The organism is Betaproteobacteria bacterium (assembly GCA_016713305.1).
In the GTDB taxonomy this organism is placed as follows: domain Bacteria; phylum Pseudomonadota; class Gammaproteobacteria; order Burkholderiales.
This window is the reverse complement of sequence record JADJPK010000008.1, coordinates 352,170-373,217: the sequence shown is the minus strand read 5'-3', so window position 1 is coordinate 373,217 and position 21,048 is coordinate 352,170. Positions and strand designations below refer to the sequence as shown.

Sequence of the window (21,048 nt, the reverse complement as noted above, 5' to 3'; positions counted from 1 at the left end):
CGTCCGGTTCCCGCCCGCGTTCGAGACACAAGATTCATGGAAGGCCGCCTCACGAGGACTTCTGGACCCGGAGGTACCACTCCGAGAGCAGACGGACCTGCTTCTCGGTGTACCCCTTGGCCACCATGCGGTCCACGAAGTTCTGGTGCTTCTTCTGATCCTCCGTGGACGCCTTGGCGTTGAAGGAGATCACCGGCAGCAGATCTTCGGTGCTGGAGAACATCTTCTTCTCGATGACCTCGCGCAGTTTCTCGTAGCTGCTCCACACGGGATTCTTGCCGCCGTTGTTCGCACGCGCCCGCAGCACGAAGTTCACGATCTCGTTGCGGAAGTCCTTCGGATTGGCGATGCCGGCCGGCTTCTCGATCTTCTCGAGCTCGGTATTGAGCGCCGAACGGTCGAAGAACTCGCCGGTGTCGGGGTCGCGGAACTCCTCGTCCTGGATCCAGCAATCGGCGTACGTGACGTAACGGTCGAAGATGTTCTGGCCGTACTCGGAATAGGACTCGAGGTACGCGGTCTGGATCTCCTTGCCGATGAACTCCGCGTAACGCGGCGCGAGGTAGCCCTTGATGAACTCCAGGTACCTGCGCTTGGTTTCGTCCGGGAAGTCCTCGCGGCCGATCCGCTGCTCCAGCACGTACATGAGGTGAACCTGGTTGGCGGCCACCTCCACCTGGTCATGGTTGAACACCGTCGACAGGATCTTGTAGGCGAAGCGTGTGGAGATCCCCGTCATGCCCTCGTCCGGTCCGGCGTACTCGCGGTATTCCTGATAGGACTTGGCGCGCGGATCGGTGTCCTTCAGGCTCTCGCCGTCGTACACCCGCATCTTGGAGTACAGGCTGGAGTTCTCCGGGTCCTTCAGGCGAGACAGGACGGAGAACTGCGCCATCATCTCCAGGGTGTGGGGAGCGCACGGCGCATGGGCGAGCGCGCTGTTCCTCACGAGCTTTTCGTAGATCCGCATCTCGTCCGACACCTGCAGGCAGTAGGGCACCTTGACGATGTAGATACGGTCGAGGAAAGCCTCGTTGTGCCGGTTGTTGCGGAAAGATTGCCATTCCGATTCGTTGCTGTGCGCCAGGATCACGCCGCTGAACGGAATGGCCGAGAAGCCCTCGGTGCCCTTGAAGTTGCCCTCCTGGGTGGCCGTCAGCAGGGGGTGCAGCATCTTGATCGGCGCCTTGAACATCTCCACGAACTCGAGCAGCCCCTGGTTCGCCAGGCACAGCCCGCCGGAGTAGCTGTAGGCGTCGGGGTCGTCCTGGGCGTAGCGGTCGAGCTTGCGGATATCCACTTTGCCGACCAGAGAGGAGATGTCCTGATTGTTTTCGTCGCCGGGTTCGGTCTTGGCGATGGCGACCTGCCGCAGCACCGAAGGCTGGATGCGCACGACGCGGAACTGCGAGATGTCGCCGTCGAATTCCTGCAGGCGCTTGATGGCCCAGGGCGACATGATGCCGCTGAGGTACCGGCGGGGAATGCCGTAATCGGCAAGAAGCGTGTCGCCGAACTCCTCGGGCGCGAAGAGCCCCAGGGGGGATTCGTTGACGGGAGAGCCCTTGAGCGCATAGATGGGACGCTTTTCCATCAGCTGCTTGAGGCGCTCGGCGATGGAGGACTTCCCGCCGCCCACCGGACCCAGAAGATAGAGGATCTGCTTCTTCTCCTCGAGACCCTGGGCGGCGTGCTTGAAGAAGGCGACGATCTGCGCCACCACGTCCTCCATGCCGTAGAACTCGGCAAAGGCGGGATAGCGCTTGATGACCCGGTTGGAGAAGAGCCGCGACAGCCTTGGGTCGAGCCGGGTGTCGACGACTTCAGGTTCGCCGATTGCCGCGAGCATCCGTTCCGCGGCACTTGCATACACCGCCGGGTCCTTCCTGCAAAGCTCCAGATATTCCTCCACCGACATCTCATCGGCCTGGCTGGACGAATATCTGGCCTTGTACCCTTCAGCGATCTTCATCATCGATCCTTCTCCATTCACCTGCGTTTTACGGCATGTCGACTCGTCTCTCCGCCTCTTCGCTTGTTGTTGTTCCCTGAAACGACCAATACCCGATCTTTCTGAAGCCGTTGCGACCGTTTCCCGGCTGCGCGACACCTTCAACGCGCACGAATGACTGCCGGAGGACCCGGCGTGCCGCCATTCCGCCTCTCGGGCACGCGCTGCCCGGATCGGGCAGACCGGACCGTCACCGCCAGGCACATCGGTGCGCGAAACGCCTTCCTGAGGGAAGACAGAGCGAATTGGGTGCCAGCACCCTGCGAAGGGGCAGGTCTCCGGGAATGAACTGCGGGACCGTCGGGGTCCTCGATTTGATGGGTGGCATCTCATCGTGCGATGCCCCTTGGATCGGGGACGTCGCGCTTAAGTTTCATCGTCGAGCGCATCGCGGGCGGAAAGACGTGCGAACGAGACGCGCGTGCAGCACCATCGCGGCGTTAAGATGCTTCCCCGGGGTCAGTCATCGACGTTCAAGCGCAACCCGGGCGCATCAATGGAGCACGCGTGCGTCGATGGCGCTCCACCGTTGTGCGGCCGTGCGGCGATCAGCGTTGCCGTCCGTGCAGCGATGCGGCCGGCGGTGCAGGCCCGCTGGCAGTCGGCAATGCGGACTGCTGACGGCAAACACGTCGGCAACTTCGACCTGAATTCCTTGCGGAGAAGATCTTTCATGCCCTACGCCATCCAGACCGTCGACAAGCCCGGGAGCGCCGAAGTGCGGGCCGCTGCCCGCCCCGCGCACCTCGAGTACCTCACCGCCAATCAGCACCTGCTCCTCGCGGCCGGTGCGCTCATCGATGACGACGGAACGGGCGGCCACGGCGGCGTGCTTCTCGTGGACACGGAGGATCGCGCGGCCGCGGAACGCTTCATTGCCGAGGATCCGTTCACGAAGGCCGGGCTGTTCGAGAAGGTGACGGTCACGCGCTGGCGCAAGGCGTTCTTCGACAAGAAGAAGCTCGTCTGAGCGCGAGGTTCCCGCCGATTGCGCGGCAGCGCGCCACCGGCGGACTCAGCTTGCGGATGCCGGCTTGAAGAGGTGGACGGCGTAACCGTCGCGCAACGTCGGAAGAAGCCAGCGCACGGCCCAGGTCGCGACCGGAATCGACTTCCACTCGGCGGCGCGCAGCACGATGGACGAACCGCCCACGCGTTCGTAGCCGATGCGGCGGAAAGCCTTGACCGGATCGTCCGGCGTCCAGGTGAGTTCGGCCCCCAGTTGCGACAGCGCATTGCGCAGCGGCCCCGCGTAACGGCGGGCGAACCGGCGCGAGAGGAGGTCACAGATCAGGGTGTGGTTCGGAAACAGTTTCGACAGGGCCCTTGCCATGTTCGCGGCGACGGATTCGTCGAGGTACATGAAGACCCCCTCCACGATCACGCTCACCTTCTTGGAGGTGGCGTAGGGCGACAGCGTGTCCTCGAGCGAACCGCGCGAGAGGTCCAGACCGATCCGCGTGAGCGGCACGGGACAGCTCGCCGCCGGCAGCAGCCGTTCCTTGTAGTCGAGCGTGCCCGGCATGTCGATCTCGACCCACCGGCCGGTACGGAAGCGGAACGCACGGGTGTCCAGCCCGGCACCCAGGACCACCGCCAGGCGTTCCGGACGGCCCTTGAACCGTTCGCGCAACGCGTCATCGATGATCTTGTGCCGCGCGACCACCGAGCCGTTGGGATGCCGCAACCCGCGGAACGCTTCGAAGATCTGCATGCCCTGCTCTCCCATCAACCGTTCGGCCAGACGGTCGTCCACGAGGGGTGAGGCGGCGCGCGCGTCGAGCATGCGGGCACCTGCGCAGTAGAAGGCGGTCTTGGCGATGGCGTCGGTCATGGTGTGCCGGTGATCGTGGCGGGATCGCAGTTCGCGCCGCACACGACCACCCCACCCGTTCGCCCCGCCGGGGCACGTAGAGGCGCGAGCGCAATGCCGCGAACGCCGTGGCCCCACCCGGTTCCGCGACGATCCGGAAATCCCGCCAAAGCGCTTGCTGCGCTGCACGAATCTGCGCATCGTCCACAAGCACGACGCGATCCACGTGCTGTCGCGCCACGGGAAACATGTGCTCTCCGACCCGCCTCGCACCGAGGGAATCCGCGGCAATGCCGCTCACGTCGACATCCACCGGAGCACCGGCTGCCAGCGCCGCATGCAGGGCGCAGGACGTCTGTGGTTCGACCGCCACCACCCGCGCCCGCCCGCCGAACCAGCCGGCGATTCCGCCCACGAGCCCTCCGCCTCCCACGGCCACCATCACCGTGTCGATATCCGGGAACTGCTCCTCGAACTCCGCGGCCACCGTGCCCTGCCCCGCCAGCACTTCGGGCTGGTCGTACGCATGGACCAGCAGCGCCTTCGACACCGCCTGCCGCGCCGCACAGGCATTCCATGCTTCGGCGTAGTGGCGTCCGACCACGTGGACCGTGGCGGAAAGTTCCCTCAGCCGGGCGATCTTCACGGGCGCTGCGATCTCCGGAACGAAGATCTCGGCCGGAACGCCCAGCACGCCTGCGGCGTACGCGACGGCCAGCCCGTGATTGCCGCCGGAGGCCGCGATGACGCCCGCCGGCGGAATCTCGGCCGACAGCATCCGGTTGAAAGCACCCCTCGGCTTGAACGAGCCGACGTGCTGCAAGTACTCCAGCTTCAGGAAGACCGTGAAATCGCCGCCGCTTTCTCCGGCAGTGAGCGGCAGCACGGGCGTGCGCCGGACATGGGGCCGGATGCGGCGGGCCGCCGCCTCGATCTCGGAACGCAGGTCCATCACGTGCGGCGCGCCGGCCATGCCGGAACCCGCGGACTCCCGGGGAACATGGCTCGAGGATGCCTCATGTGGCAGCGGCCGGCGCTCGAGATGCTTCTTCCATGGCCTGGATCAGCACCTCGGGCGGCTGCGCACCGGACACCGCCAGCCGCCGGTTGAAGATGAAGAACGGAACGCCCTGCACGCCGATGCTTCGCGCCATGCGTTCGTCGGCGGCGACCTCCCCGCGCAGTTCGTCGCCCGCCAGAAACCCCGTGGCCTCATCCTTGTCCAGACCTGCCTGTTCGGCGAGCAGCGCGAGCTGGCCGTCGTCGGTCAGGTTGGAAGCGGTCAGAAAGTAGCCCCGGAACAGGGTCTCCACCATGGCGTCCTGCCGGCCCTTCGCCCCGGCCCACGCGATGAGGCGGTGCGCCTGGGAGGTGTTGGGCTGGATCTGCATGCGGCCGAAGTCGAACTCGATGCCCGCCGTGCGGCCCGCCGCGGCGACCCGGGCGTAGATGTCGCGCGCTCGGTCGGGACCGCCGAATTTCGCCGCGACGTAGTCCTGCCGGTCCATGCCTTCGACAGGCATGTCCGGGTTCAGCTGGAAGGCGTGCCAGCGCACGTCCGGCCGCTCGCCGGGATGGAGAGACTGCCACCGGGCCAGCGCCGCATCCAGGTGGCGTTTGCCGATGAAACACCAGGGACATACGACATCCGAAATCACATCCACGCCATCGAGCATTGCGTCCACGTTCTCCTCCCTTCGACCCGGCCGATGATATCGCAGGGACACTCCCGGACCTTCGCATCGGAAGCCGGTCACGGGGCAATCGGCGCGCTCGGATCCGGTCCTCCGCACGGCAACCCTCAAACCGCGCCTGCGCACGCCGAAAACACCGGAACTGCCCATTTTCCTGGAACCCCCATGCGACTGCTTGCATGCACTTTCGCCCTGTTGACGGCCGTGTTTTCGGGCGGCGCACACGCCGCCAAGGTATACCGCTGTCCGGACGGCACCTACGCCGACAAGCCCTGTGGCGAAGGCGCTCGCGTGGTCACGACCACCCGGCGGTCTTCCGGAGGCACGGACACCCAGCGAGCCTGTGCAGCCGTGGGCGAGGACGCCGAGCGCATCTCGCGCAAGAAGACGGGCGGGGTCAGTGCGACGCAGGCACTGGCCGCCGTCGACAACGAATACCTGGGTGTGCAGGAGAAATCCGCACGCCGCCGGTTCGTGACCTCCGTCTATCAGACGCCGGGGTCGCCGGGCGAAGTGCGGGCGATCGTCGAGGCCGACTGCCTGGCGAAAGCCGACGCCGCCGAAAAGGAAAGGGAAAAGGAGCGCGCGGCCAAGGCAGCAGCGGAAGCGGCGGCGGCCAAGGCGGCCGCGCAACCGGCGCCGGCAGCGGCAGAACCCGCGAAGACCGCCGGGTTGTCCAAGGAGCAGTGCGACAAGCTCAAGAAGGACCTCGCCGCGGTCCGGAAGCAGCAAGCCGCCCTCGCCGAACTGGACGATGCCGCGCCCGCAAGCGGTGCCGGCTCCATGGACGCCTCCCTCGGCGGTCTTTGCAACTGAAGACGTTCCGATCGGTGGAAGGATCCGCGACGCAGGCCCTCCCCCAGTCCAACGAAGTTCTGCTCGCGGCACACGCTCGTGAGACGCGTCGCTCCGACCTTTCCGGGCATCCCGCTTCGCCGTCGCCCGTTCCGGAAGGCCGCGCGATTCCTCCGCGGGTGATCCGGGCCTTCCTCGACACCTGTTCCATATAGAAGGGCAGGACCGGCTGCCGCAGTTCCTCTCTCCTTTGCTGCCACCTCCGGCCGGTCTTCCTGCAACGGCCGCTCGAGCGCGGCACTCCTCGTGGTGCCGCGCCCATTGCCTATCGCCGTGATGGCAAAACGGCTATCCTCGAACGACCTCCGACCGTCCCGGCCACTGTGCTCGCATGAACACCTATGTGCGTCCCCAGACGCTCGACCACGCGCTCGAGGCGCTGGCGAAGCGCCCGCACGTGATCCTGGCCGGCGGTACCGATTTCTACCCTGCTCGTGCGGGCCGGACGCTCGAATCGGATGTTCTCGACATCACCGGCATCCCCGAACTCGCGGGAATCCGCGAGGATGAACACGGCTGGCGCATCGGCGCAGCCGTCACCTGGCGCGAACTGCAGGACACCCCGCTCCCCGCTGCGTTCGACGCGCTGAAGCTCGCGGCACGGGAGATCGGCGGACCGCAGATCCAGAATGCGGGCACCATCGCCGGCAACGTCTGCAATGCCTCTCCGGCCGCCGACGGCATTCCGGCCCTGGCCGCATTGGACGCAAGCGTGGAGATTGCCGGCCCGTCCGGGCGCAGACGCGTGGCCCTTGCCGATTTTCTTCGTGGCCCCCGCCGGGTGGACCGATCCATCGACGAGCTGGTGACAGCTCTGCATGTTCCGTGTCCCGCGGCGCGCAGCGCCGGCCACTTCCTCAAGCTGGGCGCCCGGCGCTATCTCGTCATCTCCATCGTGATGGCGGCGGCCGTGCTGGAAGCGGACGAGACAGGCGTCATCACCCGTGCCCGCATCGCCGTCGGCGCGTGTTCGCCCGTGGCCTGCCGGTTGACTGCCCTCGAGGACGTGCTCACGGGCAAACCGGTCGCGAGCGCGCTGGGCCACCTGGTCCAGCCGGAGCATCTGGCGGCGCTCGCGCCCATCGACGACGTCCGCGCTTCGCGCGTCTATCGCGTTGATGCCGCGCAGACACTCGTGTCGCGCCTGCTTCAGCACGCGGGAGAGAAACTTTGAACGACCGTGCGCGGACCCACGCGGTCGAGTTCTCGGTGAACGGCCGCGAAGTCACCTGTGCGTCGCCCGGTCTGACCCGCCTTGCCGACATGCTGCGCGACGAACTCGGGCTCACGGGCACCAAGATCGGCTGCAACGCGGGGGACTGCGGCGCCTGCACCGTGCTGCTGGATGGGCGCCAGACCTGCGCCTGTCTCGTCCCCGTCGGGCGGCTGCAGGGGCGCTCCATCACGACGGTGGAGGGTCTGTCCGCAGACGCGCGTTTCGCGCGGCTGCAGACGGCGTTCCACAGGCATCTCGCGGCGCAGTGCGGCATCTGCACCCCCGGCATGCTGATGGCGGCGGCGGATCTGCTCGGGCGGACGCAACGGCCCACGCAGCGCGACGTGGAAGACGCGCTGGGTGGCGTGCTGTGCCGGTGCACGGGATACCAGAAGATCGTCGAGGCCGTGCTGGCCTGCATCGGCGAAGTGGTGCTGCCCGCGGTGCCGGAGCCGGGACACGCGCTCGGCGCCCGGCTGGCCAAGGTCGATGGCGAGGCGAAGGTCAAGGGAACCGATCGCTTCGGTGCCGACGGCATTCCGGTAGACGCGCTGTGGGTGAAGGCGATCCGTTCTCCGCATCCCCGCGCGCGATTCACGCTGGGAGACATGGACGCCTTTGCTCGGCGGCACCCGGGATTGGCACTCGTCCTCACGGCACAGGACGTTCCGTCGAACGGCTATGGCATCTATCCGGACGTGAAGGACCAGCCGGTGCTGGCGAACGGCCTCGCCCGCTACCGCGGCGAGCCGATCGTGGCGCTGGTGGGTCCTCGCGCCGTGGTGGAGGCGATTGCGGACGATGCCGTCCCCATTCGCTATCGCATCGAGCCGCCGGTGATCGGCCTGGACGCCGCCATGGCGCAGGACGCGGCGCAGGTGCACGAGTCCCGCGCGGACAATCTGCTGCTGGAAGGGCGCGTCGTCTCGGGCGACGCGGCGGCCGCTCTGGAGCAGTGCGCGGTCGTGGCCATCGGCCGATTCGAGACGAGCTTCGTCGAACATGCCTACATCGAGCCGGAAGCCGGGTGGGCGCAACGCGTGGGCGAGCGCATCGAACTCCACGTGACGACGCAGACGCCCTACATGGATCGCGACGAGGTCGCCCTGGTCATGCGGCTGCGGCCCGAGCAGATCCGCATCGTGCCGACCGCGTGCGGAGGCGGCTTCGGCGGCAAGCTGGATCTTTCGGTGCAGCCGCTCATCGCGCTCGCCGCGTGGCTGACGGGACGGCCGGTGGCGATGGTGTATACCCGGCAGGAAAGCATGATGGCGACGACCAAGCGGCACCCCGCGCGAATCGACGCGCGGTTCGGTGCCGACGGCGAAGGACGTCTCGTCGCTGCCGAGGTCGACGCCGTCTTCAACACGGGGGCCTATGCGAGCTGGGGACCGACGGTCGCCAATCGTGTTCCGGTGCACGCCAGCGGCCCGTACCGCGTTCCCCATGTGCGTGCGCGCGGACGGGCCTATCACACGAACGAACCGGTGGCAGGCGCGTTCCGCGGGTTCGGCATCCCGCAGGCGGCGATCGCACACGAGACGCTGCTCGACGACATCGCGGAGCGGCTGGGCCTGGACCGCCTGGAGATCCGCCGGCGCAACGCATTGCGCGCCGGGGACTGCACGCCGACGGGTCAGGTGCTGCAGGCGAGCTGCGGACTTCCCGCCTGTCTGGACGCCCTGCGGCCGCGCTGGCAGTCGTCGCTGGAGACCGCGGCCGGATTCAATGCGTCGAACGCGGTGCTGAAGCGCGGTGTGGGCATCGGCTGCATGTGGTATGGCATCGGCAATACCGCGCTTTCCAATCCCTCTTCCATGCGCATCGGACTCGCGCGAAACGGCACCGTGACGTTCTACAACGGCTGCGCGGACATCGGCCAGGGCACGAACACCACGATGCTGCAGGTGGTCGCCGACGCCGTGGGCCTGCCTGTGGACCGAATCCGGTACGTGGCGGGCGACACCGATCTCACGCTCGACGCAGGCAAGTCGTCGGCGTCGCGTCAGGCCTTCGTGTCCGGCAAGGCGTCGGAGCTGGCCGGCATGGATCTGCGCGCCCGGCTGCTGTCGCTGGTGAGCGCGAAGGAACCGGCCCGCATCTACATCGAGGGCTGGCGATTGCACGTCGAGGATGCCTCGGGACACCAGAGCGTCGACCTCACGACGCTTCCGCCGAACGAGCGGGGCAACGTGGTGGAAGGGGTCGGTTATTTCGATCCGCCCACGACGAAGCTCGATGCGAATGGCCAGGGAATGCCCTACGCCACCTACGCGTTCGCGGCGCAGATGGCCGAGGTGGAAGTGGATCTGGAGCTGGGCACGACGCGCGTGCGGCGCGTCGTCGCCGCCCACGACGTGGGCCGTGCGCTGAATCCGCAGCAGGTGGAAGGCCAGATCCACGGCGGCATCGCGCAGGGATTGGGGCTCGCGCTCATGGAGGAGTACATCGCCGGGCGCACCGAGAACCTGCACGACTACCTCATCCCCACCGTGGGCGACGTGCCGGTGATCGAGACGATTCTCGTGGAAGAGCGCGAGCCGGTCGGCCCCGGCGGGGCCAAGGGCGTGGGCGAGCCCGCGCTGATTCCCACGCCGCCGGCCATTCTCGGCGCCATCCGCCATGCCACCGGCGTGCGCTGCACGTTCGTTCCCGTGCTTCCCCACCGGCTGCGCGCCGCGCTGCTGGAGCGCGCTTCCCGCCCCTGACCCTACCGTCCATCTCCGTTCCATGCGAAGCGACACCAGCTCAGAATCCGCCGACGTCCTCGACCAGCCGGTCGCCTCGGGCAACGTGCGCTGCGATGCCTGTCCGGTGCTGTGCATCATCCGGCCCGGCAAGACCGGCGCGTGCGACCGGTACGCCAACGTGGAAGGCGCGCTCTCGCGACTCGATCCGCTGGTCATCACGGAGCGGGTACACCGTGAAGGTGGCGAAGTCGTGCCATTCCTGGAGCGATCGCGGGAGTGGCAGGGCGAACTGCTGTCGGATGCGCCCGTGTTCGTCACCGGCGTCGGATCCGGCACCACCTATCCGGACTACAGGCCGGCCCCGTTCATCGTGTCGAGCAGGCACGCGGACGTCGACATGGTCACGGTGGTGACGGAAGGCATCTTCAGCTACTGCGGCGTGAAGGTGAAGATCGACACCGACCGGTTCCTGGGACCCGAGCAGGCGGCGATCCGCATGGACGACGAGCAGGTCGGCCACGTCACCACGGCCGAGTACGGTTCGCAGATGTTGGCCTTGGGCGGCGTGCGCCATCTGACCGGCGGCACCAAGCGCGAGGGCCGCGTCGCCTGCAGCGTCCTGGAACGGCTGTGCAACCGCGAGGCGGTGGAACTCGCCATCGACGGCGGGTCGCGTGTCGTCGTCCAGGCCGGCATGCCGCCTGTCGTGGATGGCGAACAGGAGGTCCGCATGCGGGTCGGCTGCGGTTCCGCCACCATCGGCATGTTCGCCAAGCAGTGGCTGGGGCACGCGGACGAGGTGATCGTCGTGGACGACCACATCACCGGCGTGCTGTCGGAACACCAGGCCGGGCGGTTCCTGTCCATGCAGCCCGCGGGCATCCAGGTGCGCGGGCGCAAGTCCACCCCGGGCCGCTATTTCCGTGTGGCGGAGCCCGGTTCCGGATGGGGCGGCACGAACATCCAGGACCCGCTGGACATCGTCGAATCCGTCGACCCGGAACGCGCCTGGCCGGGTCTGCGCATGCTGATGGTGTCGACGACCGGCGAGCAGTCCGCATGGTATGTGCTGGACGATCGACTCGTGCCCCAGCCCGCGCCGATGCCCGACGTCATCGCCAAGGCGGTGGCGCGCATCAAGGAAAACTGCGAACCGGCGCTGTGCACCGTGCTGTTCATGGGCGGGGCGGGAGGCAGCCTGCGCGCCGGCGTGACGGAGAATCCGGTACGGCTCACGCGCTCGGTGAAGGCGTCGCTCACTCGCGTGACGTGCGGCGGCGCTCCGGTTTACGTGTGGCCCGGTGGCGGCATCACGCTGATGGCGGACGTCTCGAAGATGCCGGCGCGGTCCTTCGGCTCGGTGCCCACACCCGCGCTCGTCGTGCCCATCGAGTTCACGCTGCCTCTGGATCACTATCGCGAACTGGGCGGACACATGGACAGCGTGATCCCGCTGGAGACCGTGCTTGCGCAGGCACGCCGCACCGCCGCGGAGTGGCTGCCCGAGAATCCCTGGCCGTTTCGCATCGACCCGGCGTTTCCCGCGTGAACGCCGCCCTCGCGCACCGGACGGAAACTCCAGCGTGGCGGCCGGATCGCGTACGGCTTGCCGACGGGCGCCTGCACCTGCACCAGGGGCCCATCGATCTCGTCATCGAGGCGGAGGGATCTGCGGGCGAGGTGGCGCGTGCCTACGAGCAGGCGGCAGAGCGATTCGAGAACGTGCTCCCGACTCTGGTTTCGGAACTGCCCGAACTGCGGCTTCCCGTGCCCGCGACATCCCGCGGATTCGCCGGGCCCGTCGCTCGCAGGATGGAGGCCGCCTGCTGGCCGCATCGGAAGACGTTCATCACCCCCATGGCGGCTGTGGCGGGCGCGGTCGCCGATGAGATCCTGGAAGCGATGACGCGGTCGCGCCGGCTGCGCCGCGCCTACGTGAACAACGGCGGCGACATCGCGGTGCATCTGGAGGACGACGCGTCGTTCCGCATCGGGGTCGCCGGAATCGAGGATGCACATCTGCACGGTCACGCCTTGATCCGTGCCATCGATCCCTGGCGCGGCATCGCCACATCGGGCTGGCGTGGCCGGTCGCATTCGCTGGGCATCGCGGACTCCGTGACCGTCATTGCGCGCACGGCCGCAGCCGCCGACGCCGCCGCGACGCTGGTGGCGAACGCCGTCGATGTCGATCACCCGTCCGTTCATCGGCGCCCCGCCAACGAAGTCCGCGACGACACGGACCTCGGGACGCGTCTCGTGACCGTCGGGGTGGACCGTCTGCCCGCCGATGCCGCGAGTCTCGCGCTGGACAACGGAACGGCCTGCGCACGGCGGATGCTGGACGCGGGGCTCATCGGCGCCGCGTACCTGCGGCTGCAGGGAATGGCGCGGGTGTGCGAATGAAAGGGAGTCGCGGGTTTCTCGTCTTGCGGTCGGAGGCGCGCTTGAAACGTGGTTGGGGGGTGATGGCAAACCCATCCTCACCCCCTCTCCTGGCCTGCCGCGCGCCTCGCGCCTCCTCACCCCCGCCCCTCTGTTCCACCCCAGAAAGTCTTGCGACTTTCCGGGGGCCCCAAGGAGGCCCGCCCGCCGCCCCCCCCGGACTGCCCTCCCCCCCCCCCCCTGTCCGACCCCAGAAAGTCTGCGACTTTCCGGAGGCCCCGGATCTCCACCCCGGAAAGCATTGCGACGTTCCGGAGGCCCCGGATCTCCACCCCGGAAAGCATTGCGACGTTCCGGAGGCCCCGGATCTCCACCCCGGAAAGCATTGCGACGTTCCGGGGGCCCCGGATCTCCACCCCGGATAGCATTGCGACTTTCCGGAGGCCCCGGATCTCCACCCCGGATAGCATTGCGACTTTCCGGAGCCCCGGATCTCCACCCCGGAAAGCATTGCGACGTTCCGGAGGCCCCGGATCTCCACCGCGGAAAGTGTTGCGACTTTCCGGGGGTCCCGGACGGACGAAAACGGGCGTGAGCAGCGCCTCGAATCCCTCGGGTCCTGCCACGCGGATCCGCGCAGCGACAAACGCAGCAGGTCCCTTCCCCTTCAGGGGGAAGGACAGGATGGGGGTGGGTCTTTTCGGCATACGGAATCAGACATCCGCGTCCCGGCGGTCGATGAGCCGGCGCCGCGCAGACAGGTCTCCGCCCCTATCCGCAGCAGGTCCCCTCTCCTTCAAGGAGAGGGACAGGGTGAGGATGGGTTGCACGGGGCCATCGCCCCGCACCCCGGCCCTTGTGCCCGCACCATCGCCCATCGTCTGATTGCCTGACTCGACATGACCTCCACCCACTCCCTCGACCCGCTCGACATGCCGACCCATCTTCCCCCCATCGAACTGCGCAAGGTATGCACGATCATCGAAGAAACGCATCACGACGGCGGACCGCCTGCCGCGGTGCCGCACGTCAAGGCCGCGGTGATCGCGCTCATCCGCAATCCCTACGCTGGCCGCTACTTCGATGTGATCGAACCCTTCATGGACGCGTTGAAGCCCTTGGGCCTGGAAATGGCGAAGAAGCTGGTGGCGACCTTGGGCGGTGACGTCAGGCGCATCGATGCCTACGGCAAGGGCACCATCGTCGGCAGCGGCGGCGAGATCGAGCACGGCGCGTTCTGGCACGTGCCCGGCGGATACGCAATGCGTGAGGTTCTGGGCGGCGCCAGGGCGATCGTGCCTTCCACCACGAAAGTTGGCACACTCGGCACTCGCCTCGACATCCCGATCCACCACAAGGACGCGGCCTACGTCCGGTCCCACTTCGATGCGATGGAGGTGGGCGTGCCCGACGGGCCCCGGGCCGACGAACTGGCCCTGGTGCTGGTGATGGCGAGCGGCGGGAGGGTGCATGCCCGCATGGGTGGATTGCAGGTCAAGGACATCAGCGTGGGAGACGGTCAGCGATGAAGCGCTTGTGGTGGGGATGGATCGCACTGGTCTGGCTCGGATCGGCATCGGCCCAGCCGCCGATCCGCATCGGCGAACTGAATTCGTACAAGGCATTCCCGGCTTTTCTCGAACCGTACAGGAAAGGCTGGCAGCTCGCGCTCGAAGAGATCAACGCGGCGGGCGGCGTCGGCGGCCGGGCGGTGGAGGTTGTCTCCCGGGACGACAACGGCAATCCCGGCGATGCAGTGCGCGTGGCCGAAGAGCTGGCGAGCCGCGAGCAGGTGGTGGCGCTCATGGGCGGCTTCGCTTCGCATGTGGGCCTCGCGGTGAGCGATCTCGCGCGGCAGAAGAAGCTGCCCTTCCTCGCGGCCGAACCCCTGTCCGACAAGCTCGTGTGGGAGAACGGCAACCGCTACACGTTCCGCCTGCGCGCCTCCACGTACATGCAGACGGCCATGCTGATCCCCGAAGCGGCACGTCTCAAGAAGAAGCGCTGGGCGCTCGTGTATCCCAACTACGAATACGGGCAGGCGGCGGCCAATGCGTTCAAGAAGCTGCTGAAGGCGCGCCAGCCGGAGGTGGAGTTCGTCGCGGAGCAGGCGCCCCCGCTGGGCAAGATCGACGCCGGCGCGACGGTGCAGGCGCTCGCGAGCGCCAAGCCCGACGCGATCTTCAGCGCGCTGTTCGGCGCGGATCTCGCGAAGTTCGTCCGCGAGGGCAACACGCGGGGGCTGTTCCGCGGGCGCGACGTGTTCGATCTGCTGGGCGGTGAACCCGAGTACCTGGACCCGCTGAAGGATGAGACCCCCGAAGGCTGGTTCGTGACCGGCTATCCGTGGAACGACATCGCCACGCCGGAGCACCGGAAGTTCCTCGAGGCCTATCGCAAGCGGTGGAACGACTATCCGCGGCTGGGTTCTGTGGTCGGTTACGTGGCCATGCACTCCATGGCGGCGGCGCTCGTCAAGGCCGGGGGGACGGACCCCGAGAAGATCGTCACCGCCTTCAAGGGTCTGGCGGTGCCGACCCCGTTCGGCAGGATCACCTATCGCGCTCTCGATCACCAGTCCACCATGGGCGCGTACGTGGGCCGGCTGACTCAGCGCGAGGGCAAGGGCGTGATGGTGGACTGGGTCTATCGCGACGGGCTTTCCTACCTGCCGCCGGACGAGGAAGTGAAGAAGCTGCGCCCCGCAGAATGAGGGGCGCGTGATCGCACGCGGGAAAGCATGCCGGCCGCCTGCCGGTGTTGAACGATCGGACACGCGCCGCTGACGATGCTGGCCGATCTGCTCGTTCAACTCGTCAACGGACTGGCTAGCGCCTCGACGCTGTTCCTGCTGGCTTCCGGGCTCTCGCTCATCTTCGGCGTGACGCGGGTGGTGAATTTCGCCCACGGCTCGTTCTACATGGTGGGCACGTACGCGGGCATCGCGGTGGCGGAGCGCATCGGCGGCCCCGGCGGTTTCTGGATCGCGCTGCCGGCGGCGGCGGCGGCCGTGGCGATTCTCGGGGTGATCGTCGAGACCTCCGTTCTCAAGCGCATCTACGCAGCGCCGGAGCTCTTCCAGCTGCTCGCGACCTTTGCCGTGGTATTGGTGATCAAGGATCTCGCGCTCATGCAGTGGGGCGCCGAGGACATCCTCGGTCCCCGGGCGCCCGGTCTCAAGGGGGCGGTGGAGATCGGCGGCGGCTTCGTCCCCGAGTACGACCTGCTGCTGATCGCATTGGGGCCGGTCGTCCTCGTCCTTCTGGAACAACTCTTCAAGCGCACGCGGTGGGGGGTGCTCGTGCGCGCCGCCACGCAGGACCGCGAGATGGTGGGCGCGCTGGGCGTGAATCAGGCGTGGCTCTTCACCGGCGTCTTCGCGCTGGGCAGCGCGCTCGCGGGACTGGCCGGGGCGCTGCAGATTCCGCGGGAACCCGCGAGTCTCAATCTGGATCTCGTGGCCATCACCGACGCGTTCGTGGTGGTCGTCATCGGCGGCCTGGGAAGTTTGCGCGGCGCGTTTCTGGCGGCCCTCCTGATCGGCATCGTGAAGGCACTGTGCGTGGCCGCCGGCACGGTGGAACTGGCGGGCATCCCGTTCAACTTCAGCAAGCTCACGATCGTGGTCGAGTTCGCGCTCATGGCGATCACCCTGGCGTTGCGGCCATGGGGACTGCTCGGGCGTCCGCAACGCGAATCGCACGCGGCACGCTCCCAGCACCTCGTCGTCACGCCGGGCCGCCGGTTCTGGACCAGCACCGGCGCATTGCTTCTCGCGGCGGCGGCCGCGCCGCTGGTCGTGGACGAATACATGCTGGTCCTCGCGACGGACGTGCTGATCTTCGCGCTCTTCGCCGTGAGCCTGCACTTCCTCATGGGGCCGGGAGGCATGGCGTCCTTCGGTCACGCCGCCTACTTCGGCGTGGGCGCCTACGCGGCGGCACTGCTGGTGAAGTCCGCGGGATGGCCGATGCTGCCGTCCATTGCCGCGGCGCCATTGCTGGCAGGTGCAGCAGGCGTCTTCGTCGGCTGGTTCTGCGTGCGGCTGTCCGGCGTGTATCTCGCCATGCTCACGCTCGCGGTCGCACAGATCGCGTGGTCCATCGCCTTCCAGTGGGACGACGTCACCGGCGGCAGCAACGGGCTGGTGGGGGTCTGGCCAGCCGAGTGGGCCGCCACGAAGAGCCGCTACTACTGGTTCACGCTCGCCTGCGCCGCGGGCGGCATCGGGGTGATCTGGCTCGTGATCCATGCACCCTTCGGGTTCGCGCTGCGCGCCGCGAGAGATGCGCCGGCGCGCGCGGAAGCCATCGGCATCGACGTGCATCGTGTGCAGTGGCTGGCCTTTCCGGTCGCGGGTGCGGTGGCAGGGCTCGCGGGTGCGCTGTTCGTGTTCTCCAAGGGCAGCCTGTCACCGGAGACGATGGCGATCTCGCGCTCGGTCGACGGTCTCGTCATGGTCCTGATGGGTGGCGTGCAAACGCTCGCCGGCCCCGTCGTCGGTGCAGCCGTGTTCACCTGGATGCAGGACGAGATTCTTCGCCACACCGAGTACTGGCGCCTCGTGCTGGGCGGCGCCGTGCTGCTGGTGGTCCTCGCGTTTCCGCGCGGGATCGTGGGCAGCGTCGGACATCTGTGGCGCCAGCGGGCATGAGCGTACTGGCGGTGACCGGTCTGGAGAAGCGCTATGGCGGCGTCTGCGCCGTCGACGGCGTGTCCTTCTCCGTCGATGCCGGCGAACGCGTGGCACTCATCGGTCCCAACGGCGCGGGCAAGAGCACGTGCTTCAACATGATAGGCGGGCAGGTCCGCCCGGATCGCGGCCAGGTGCTGCTGGACGGAGCCGACGTCACCGGCGCGGGACCACGCCGGCTCTTCCGCGCGAGCGTGGGAAGGACATTCCAGATCACCACCGTGTTCGGATCCATGTCGGTGATCGAGAATGTGCAGACGGCCTTCGCGTCGCACGCCAGACGGACTCGACGGCTGCTGGGTCTCGCACGAAACGAATGCGTGAAGGCTGCGGGCGAGATGCTGGAACGTACGGGCCTGGGCGCGATGGCCCATGAGCCCTGTGCCCAGCTGGCCTACGGCGATCTCAAGCGCCTGGAACTCGCACTGGCGCTGGCGAACGAGCCGCGGCTGCTGCTCATGGACGAACCCACGGCGGGAATGGCCCCTGGCGAACGCCACGATCTGATGGCGTTGGTGACGGCGCTTGCGCGCGAACGCAACGTCGCGGTGCTGTTCACGGAGCACGACATGGACATCGTCTTTGGTCACGCTGACCGTCTTCTCGTGCTGGACCGCGGACGCCTCGTGGCGCAGGGCGAGCCCGAGGCGGTGCGCAACGATCCGGAGGTGCGGCGGATCTATCTCGGGGAGGATCCGCATTGAGTGGCGCGGGCCCAGTGCCGGAGACGGCTGGCGCCGCGCTCATTCTGGAAGCACGCGGCGTCGATACGTTCTACGGCCGTGCGCAGATCCTCTTCGGGGTGGATCTGGACCTGCGGCGCGGCGAGGTCGTCGCACTGCTTGGACGCAACGGCGCAGGAAAGTCCACGACACTCAAGACGCTCATGGGACTCGTCAGGCCGCGGACCGGCGCGGTGCAGTTCACCGGCCGGCGCATCGACGGCCAGGCCCCGTATCAGGTGTGCCGGTCAGGCCTGGGCTACGTGCCCGAGGAACGCCGCATCTTCACCGAGCTCACCGTGGAAGAGAACCTGGAAGTGGGCCGCCGGCCGCGCAGGGACGGCGCGCCGTACTGGACGCCCGGCAAGCTCTTCGAGGTGTTCCCCAACCTGGGCCGCATGCGCGAGCGGCGCGGAGGGGAAATGTCTGGTGGCGAGCAGCAGATGCTCACCATCGCCCGCACTCTCATGGGCAATCCGCTGGCGGTGCTCCTGGACGAGCCTTCGGAAGGTCTGGCGCCGGTCATCGTCGAGCAGATGGCCGCCGTGATCCGCGAACTCAAGCGCGAAGGTCTCACGCTGCTCATCTCCGAACAGAACCTGCGCTTTGCTGCCGCCATCACCGACCGCGCGTACGTGCTGGAGAAGGGCACGGTCCGATTCCAGGGCAGCATGCATGCGCTCATGCACGACGACGCCGTCCGCTCGAAGTATCTCGCCGTATAGCAGGCAAAAGGCAAGACCTGACCCCGATTTGGGGTCAGGTCTTGCCTTTTGCCTTTTGCCTTTTGCCTTTTGCCTCTTGTCTCTTGCCTTTCGTCTACGGAATCATTCCCTGCCGCTCATCGCGTATTCTCCGGATGGATCCTGCCGCCGGTCGCCGGGGCACGGTCACACTACTACACAAGGGAGGAAACACGCCATGGATCGTACTGGTTCACGCATTCTCGTTCCCACCTCTGCCGCAGGTGCCCTGCCCACGGCTCCCGAGCACTTCATGGACCGGCGTCGCCTCCTGGGCGCGACGCTCGCGCTGGGCCGCGGCGATCGCAAGTCCCATGGCGGCACTGGCAGCGGAGGAAGCGCCTGGCTTCGACCCCGCAGGGCCCATGCCCACGCCGGACCAGATCCTCGGGCCGTTCTATCCCGTCCGCAAACCCACCGATGGACACGCGGATCTCACCCGCCTTGCCGGACGTCCGGGCATGGCGCTGGGGCCGGTGATTCACGTGATGGGTCGCGTGCTCAGCGTGCGCGGAGAGCCTGCACCCGGCGTGCGTCTGGAGATCTGGCAAGCCAACGCTGCCGGCAAGTACACCCATCCCCACGACCGGAACACCGCGCCGATCGATCCGAACTTCGACGGCTATGCGACCGTAGTAACAGACAACGAGGGTCGCTTCCGATTCAAGACCGTGAAACCCGGCGCGTACCCGGTGGTCCCCGGATATTCCCGCCCCCCGCACATCCACTTCGACGTGACCGGCCGTTACAACCGTCTCGTCACCCAGATGTATTTCCCCGGAGAACCGCTGAACGAACGCGATCCGCTCCTGCAGCAGTCGTGGGCCAAGGAGAGCCTCATCGCCAGAGTGCTTCCGCCGACGAAGGAAGATGAGCCCGATTCGCAGCTGGTGGTCTGGAACATCGTGCTCATCCAGGGTTGAAGTCGACGGGGAGTGCCCGACCACTCGGCGCGTCCGGACGTGTCGTCGATTCCCTCACCCGCAGTTCGTCGGGCGGCGGACCGGACCGACAGGTGCGCCGCCACTCGACCCCTTTGATCCGCGTCTGGCGCGCCGGGCTACCCCACACCGGCGCGCCAGACGCCGACTCACTTGCCCGCCGGCTTGATCTCCTCCGACCTGTCGGTGGCCGGAGGCGGGGTGCGTGAGAGCGCGGCGATCTCTGCGTGAAGCTCCGGCGTCATGGCGATCTTCACCGAATCCAGGGACGCCTGAAGCTGGCCCACATTGCGCGCGCCGATGATCGGCGCGGTCACGGCGGGATGCGCGCCGACCCAGGCCACCGCTAGACTCACCGGATCGTATCCGCGCTCCTTGCAGAACGCGGCGAATTGCGCCGCCACATCGTGCATCCAGGGTTCCGCGTACCGTTGCGTGTACATCTTGTTCGTCGCAATGCGGCCCTGCGCGTTCCCCGCCGCGTACTTGCCCGACAGCAGTCCGCCTCCTACGGGGCTGTAGGGGATGACGGCCAGCCCGTTCGCCTGCGCCATGGGCAGGATCTCGACCTCCGCCTGGCGCTTGACCAGGTTGTACATCGGCTCGATCACCTGCAGGCGGGACCAGCCCCACCGCTCCTGCACGTCCAGCGCGCGCTGCGTCATCCACGCCGAATGGTTGCTGAGCGCGGGATAGAGCACCTTGCCCGCGCGCACCAGATCCTCCATCGCACGCAGGGACTCCTCGATGGGCGTGTCCGGATCCGTCAGGTGAAGGAACAGGATCTCGACGCGGTCCGTGCCCAGGCGCTTCAAGCTTGCCTCCACGGCCCTGCTGATGTGGCGGCGGGATCCTCCGCGCGCGTTCCGGTCCTCGCCGGTCGGGTTGAAGCACTTGGTCGCGACAACGAGATCGTCGCGATGCCCCTTCATCAGCGCGCCGAGAATTTCCTCGGAGCGTCCCTTGCTGTACTGGTCGGCCGTGTCGTAGAAGTTGATGCCTGCGTCCCGGCACGCACGGTACATTTCCGCCGACGCCGCCTCGTCGGCATCGCCCCCGAACGACATGGTGCCGAAGCACAATTGCGACACGCGCACGCCCGTGCGGCCCAGCAGCCTGTAATCCATCTTTCACTCCTCCGTAGATGTCGAATGCGCACGACCCCTCGCGTGCGTTCTGCGGGGCATTCTAGGGAAGATCCGGCGAGCGTGCGCACGCCGGGCCGCAGGATTCGGATGCAAGCGACGCGCTTTCTCATCCCGCCGGCTCCCGGCTTGGGGTGACT

At 67.5% G+C, this 21,048-nt stretch carries 15 protein-coding genes and 2 pseudogenes; 12 read left to right on the top strand and 5 right to left on the bottom strand.

All coding sequences use genetic code 11. The features are described 5' to 3' along the window. Positions 1-49 precede the first annotated feature (49 nt). Entirely contained in the window at positions 50-1,972 is a 1,923-nt protein-coding gene (locus IPK20_11690; GenBank protein ID MBK8017302.1) for a PrkA family serine protein kinase, read from the bottom strand. A 712-nt stretch (positions 1,973-2,684) separates the two neighbouring features. On the opposite strand from IPK20_11690, the gene IPK20_11685 reads away from it, so the two are divergent. Continuing rightward, entirely contained in the window at positions 2,685-2,981 is a 297-nt protein-coding gene (locus tag IPK20_11685) for a YciI family protein (protein ID MBK8017301.1), read from the top strand. A 45-nt stretch (positions 2,982-3,026) separates the two neighbouring features. Here IPK20_11685 and IPK20_11680 read toward each other — a convergent pair whose 3' ends face one another. From IPK20_11680 to IPK20_11670, 3 genes and pseudogenes are all read right to left on the bottom strand, one after another. Next, complete coding sequence (locus IPK20_11680) at positions 3,027-3,797, bottom strand: class I SAM-dependent methyltransferase (GenBank protein ID MBK8017300.1); 771 nt, start codon at positions 3,795-3,797, stop codon at positions 3,027-3,029. Positions 3,798-3,894: 97 nt separating this feature from the next. Then, positions 3,895-4,797, bottom strand: a pseudogene (locus IPK20_11675) (threonine/serine dehydratase). A 43-nt stretch (positions 4,798-4,840) separates the two neighbouring features. Beyond that, on the bottom strand, positions 4,841-5,500 hold the full coding sequence (locus IPK20_11670; GenBank protein ID MBK8017299.1) for a DsbA family oxidoreductase: 660 nt from the start codon (positions 5,498-5,500) through the stop codon (positions 4,841-4,843). A gap of 183 nt (positions 5,501-5,683) precedes the next feature. On the opposite strand from IPK20_11670, the gene IPK20_11665 reads away from it, so the two are divergent. The 11 genes and pseudogenes from IPK20_11665 to IPK20_11615 all read left to right on the top strand — a co-directional run bounded on the left by IPK20_11665 (position 5,684) and on the right by IPK20_11615 (position 19,745). Further along, complete coding sequence (locus IPK20_11665) at positions 5,684-6,334, top strand: hypothetical protein (GenBank protein MBK8017298.1); 651 nt, start codon at positions 5,684-5,686, stop codon at positions 6,332-6,334. Positions 6,335-6,704: 370 nt separating this feature from the next. After that, on the top strand, positions 6,705-7,547 hold the full coding sequence (locus tag IPK20_11660) for a xanthine dehydrogenase family protein subunit M (GenBank protein MBK8017297.1): 843 nt from the start codon (positions 6,705-6,707) through the stop codon (positions 7,545-7,547). A gap of 62 nt (positions 7,548-7,609) precedes the next feature. Further along, positions 7,610-10,297, top strand: a pseudogene (locus IPK20_11655) (molybdopterin-dependent oxidoreductase). A 22-nt stretch (positions 10,298-10,319) separates the two neighbouring features. Beyond that, positions 10,320-11,828: a 6-hydroxynicotinate reductase gene (locus tag IPK20_11650; GenBank protein ID MBK8017296.1), complete on the top strand. Its 1,509-nt coding sequence runs from the start codon at positions 10,320-10,322 to the stop codon at positions 11,826-11,828. Then, positions 11,825-12,685, top strand: coding sequence for a UPF0280 family protein (locus IPK20_11645; protein MBK8017295.1), 861 nt, complete (start codon positions 11,825-11,827; stop codon positions 12,683-12,685). Before IPK20_11650 ends, IPK20_11645 begins: the two co-directional genes overlap by 4 nt. Before the next feature lie 911 nt (positions 12,686-13,596). Further along, complete coding sequence (locus tag IPK20_11640) at positions 13,597-14,193, top strand: amino acid synthesis family protein (GenBank protein MBK8017294.1); 597 nt, start codon at positions 13,597-13,599, stop codon at positions 14,191-14,193. After that, the gene (locus IPK20_11635) at positions 14,190-15,377 is read left to right on the top strand and encodes an ABC transporter substrate-binding protein (GenBank protein MBK8017293.1); all 1,188 of its coding nucleotides are present in this window, start codon (positions 14,190-14,192) and stop codon (positions 15,375-15,377) included. The genes IPK20_11640 and IPK20_11635 overlap by 4 nt, the downstream gene beginning before the upstream one ends. 75 nt (positions 15,378-15,452) lie before the next feature. Beyond that, positions 15,453-17,318: an ABC transporter permease gene (locus IPK20_11630; GenBank protein ID MBK8017292.1), complete on the top strand. Its 1,866-nt coding sequence runs from the start codon at positions 15,453-15,455 to the stop codon at positions 17,316-17,318. Then, complete coding sequence (locus IPK20_11625) at positions 17,315-18,061, top strand: ABC transporter ATP-binding protein (GenBank protein MBK8017291.1); 747 nt, start codon at positions 17,315-17,317, stop codon at positions 18,059-18,061. Before IPK20_11630 ends, IPK20_11625 begins: the two co-directional genes overlap by 4 nt. Before the next feature lie 41 nt (positions 18,062-18,102). Beyond that, positions 18,103-18,804 carry an ABC transporter ATP-binding protein gene (locus tag IPK20_11620; GenBank protein MBK8017290.1) on the top strand — a complete coding sequence of 234 codons (702 nt, stop codon included), beginning with the start codon at positions 18,103-18,105 and terminating at the stop codon, positions 18,802-18,804. Positions 18,805-19,136: 332 nt separating this feature from the next. After that, positions 19,137-19,745, top strand: a complete 609-nt coding sequence (locus tag IPK20_11615; protein MBK8017289.1) for a protocatechuate 3,4-dioxygenase — start codon at positions 19,137-19,139, stop codon at positions 19,743-19,745. Positions 19,746-19,912: 167 nt separating this feature from the next. On the opposite strand, the gene IPK20_11610 is transcribed toward IPK20_11615, so the two are convergent. Beyond that, positions 19,913-20,890, bottom strand: a complete 978-nt coding sequence (locus IPK20_11610; GenBank protein ID MBK8017288.1) for an aldo/keto reductase — start codon at positions 20,888-20,890, stop codon at positions 19,913-19,915. Between the last annotated feature and the right edge of the window lie 158 nt (positions 20,891-21,048).

Excerpts from the sequence above, each read along its gene's own strand:
- IPK20_11690 (MBK8017302.1), bottom strand. The coding sequence starts at position 1,972 with ATGAAGATCGCTGAAGGGTACAAGGCCAGATATTCGTCCAGCCAGGCC.
- IPK20_11685 (MBK8017301.1), top strand. The coding sequence starts at position 2,685 with ATGCCCTACGCCATCCAGACCGTCGACAAGCCCGGGAGCGCCGAAGTG.
- IPK20_11680 (MBK8017300.1), bottom strand. The coding sequence starts at position 3,797 with ATGCTCGACGCGCGCGCCGCCTCACCCCTCGTGGACGACCGTCTGGCC.
- IPK20_11670 (MBK8017299.1), bottom strand. The coding sequence starts at position 5,500 with ATGCTCGATGGCGTGGATGTGATTTCGGATGTCGTATGTCCCTGGTGT.
- IPK20_11665 (MBK8017298.1), top strand. The coding sequence starts at position 5,684 with ATGCGACTGCTTGCATGCACTTTCGCCCTGTTGACGGCCGTGTTTTCG.
- IPK20_11660 (MBK8017297.1), top strand. The coding sequence starts at position 6,705 with ATGAACACCTATGTGCGTCCCCAGACGCTCGACCACGCGCTCGAGGCG.
- IPK20_11650 (MBK8017296.1), top strand. The coding sequence starts at position 10,320 with ATGCGAAGCGACACCAGCTCAGAATCCGCCGACGTCCTCGACCAGCCG.
- IPK20_11640 (MBK8017294.1), top strand. The coding sequence starts at position 13,597 with ATGCCGACCCATCTTCCCCCCATCGAACTGCGCAAGGTATGCACGATC.
- IPK20_11635 (MBK8017293.1), top strand. The coding sequence starts at position 14,190 with ATGAAGCGCTTGTGGTGGGGATGGATCGCACTGGTCTGGCTCGGATCG.
- IPK20_11630 (MBK8017292.1), top strand. The coding sequence starts at position 15,453 with ATGCTGGCCGATCTGCTCGTTCAACTCGTCAACGGACTGGCTAGCGCC.
- IPK20_11625 (MBK8017291.1), top strand. The coding sequence starts at position 17,315 with ATGAGCGTACTGGCGGTGACCGGTCTGGAGAAGCGCTATGGCGGCGTC.
- IPK20_11615 (MBK8017289.1), top strand. The coding sequence starts at position 19,137 with ATGGCGGCACTGGCAGCGGAGGAAGCGCCTGGCTTCGACCCCGCAGGG.
- IPK20_11610 (MBK8017288.1), bottom strand. The coding sequence starts at position 20,890 with ATGGATTACAGGCTGCTGGGCCGCACGGGCGTGCGCGTGTCGCAATTG.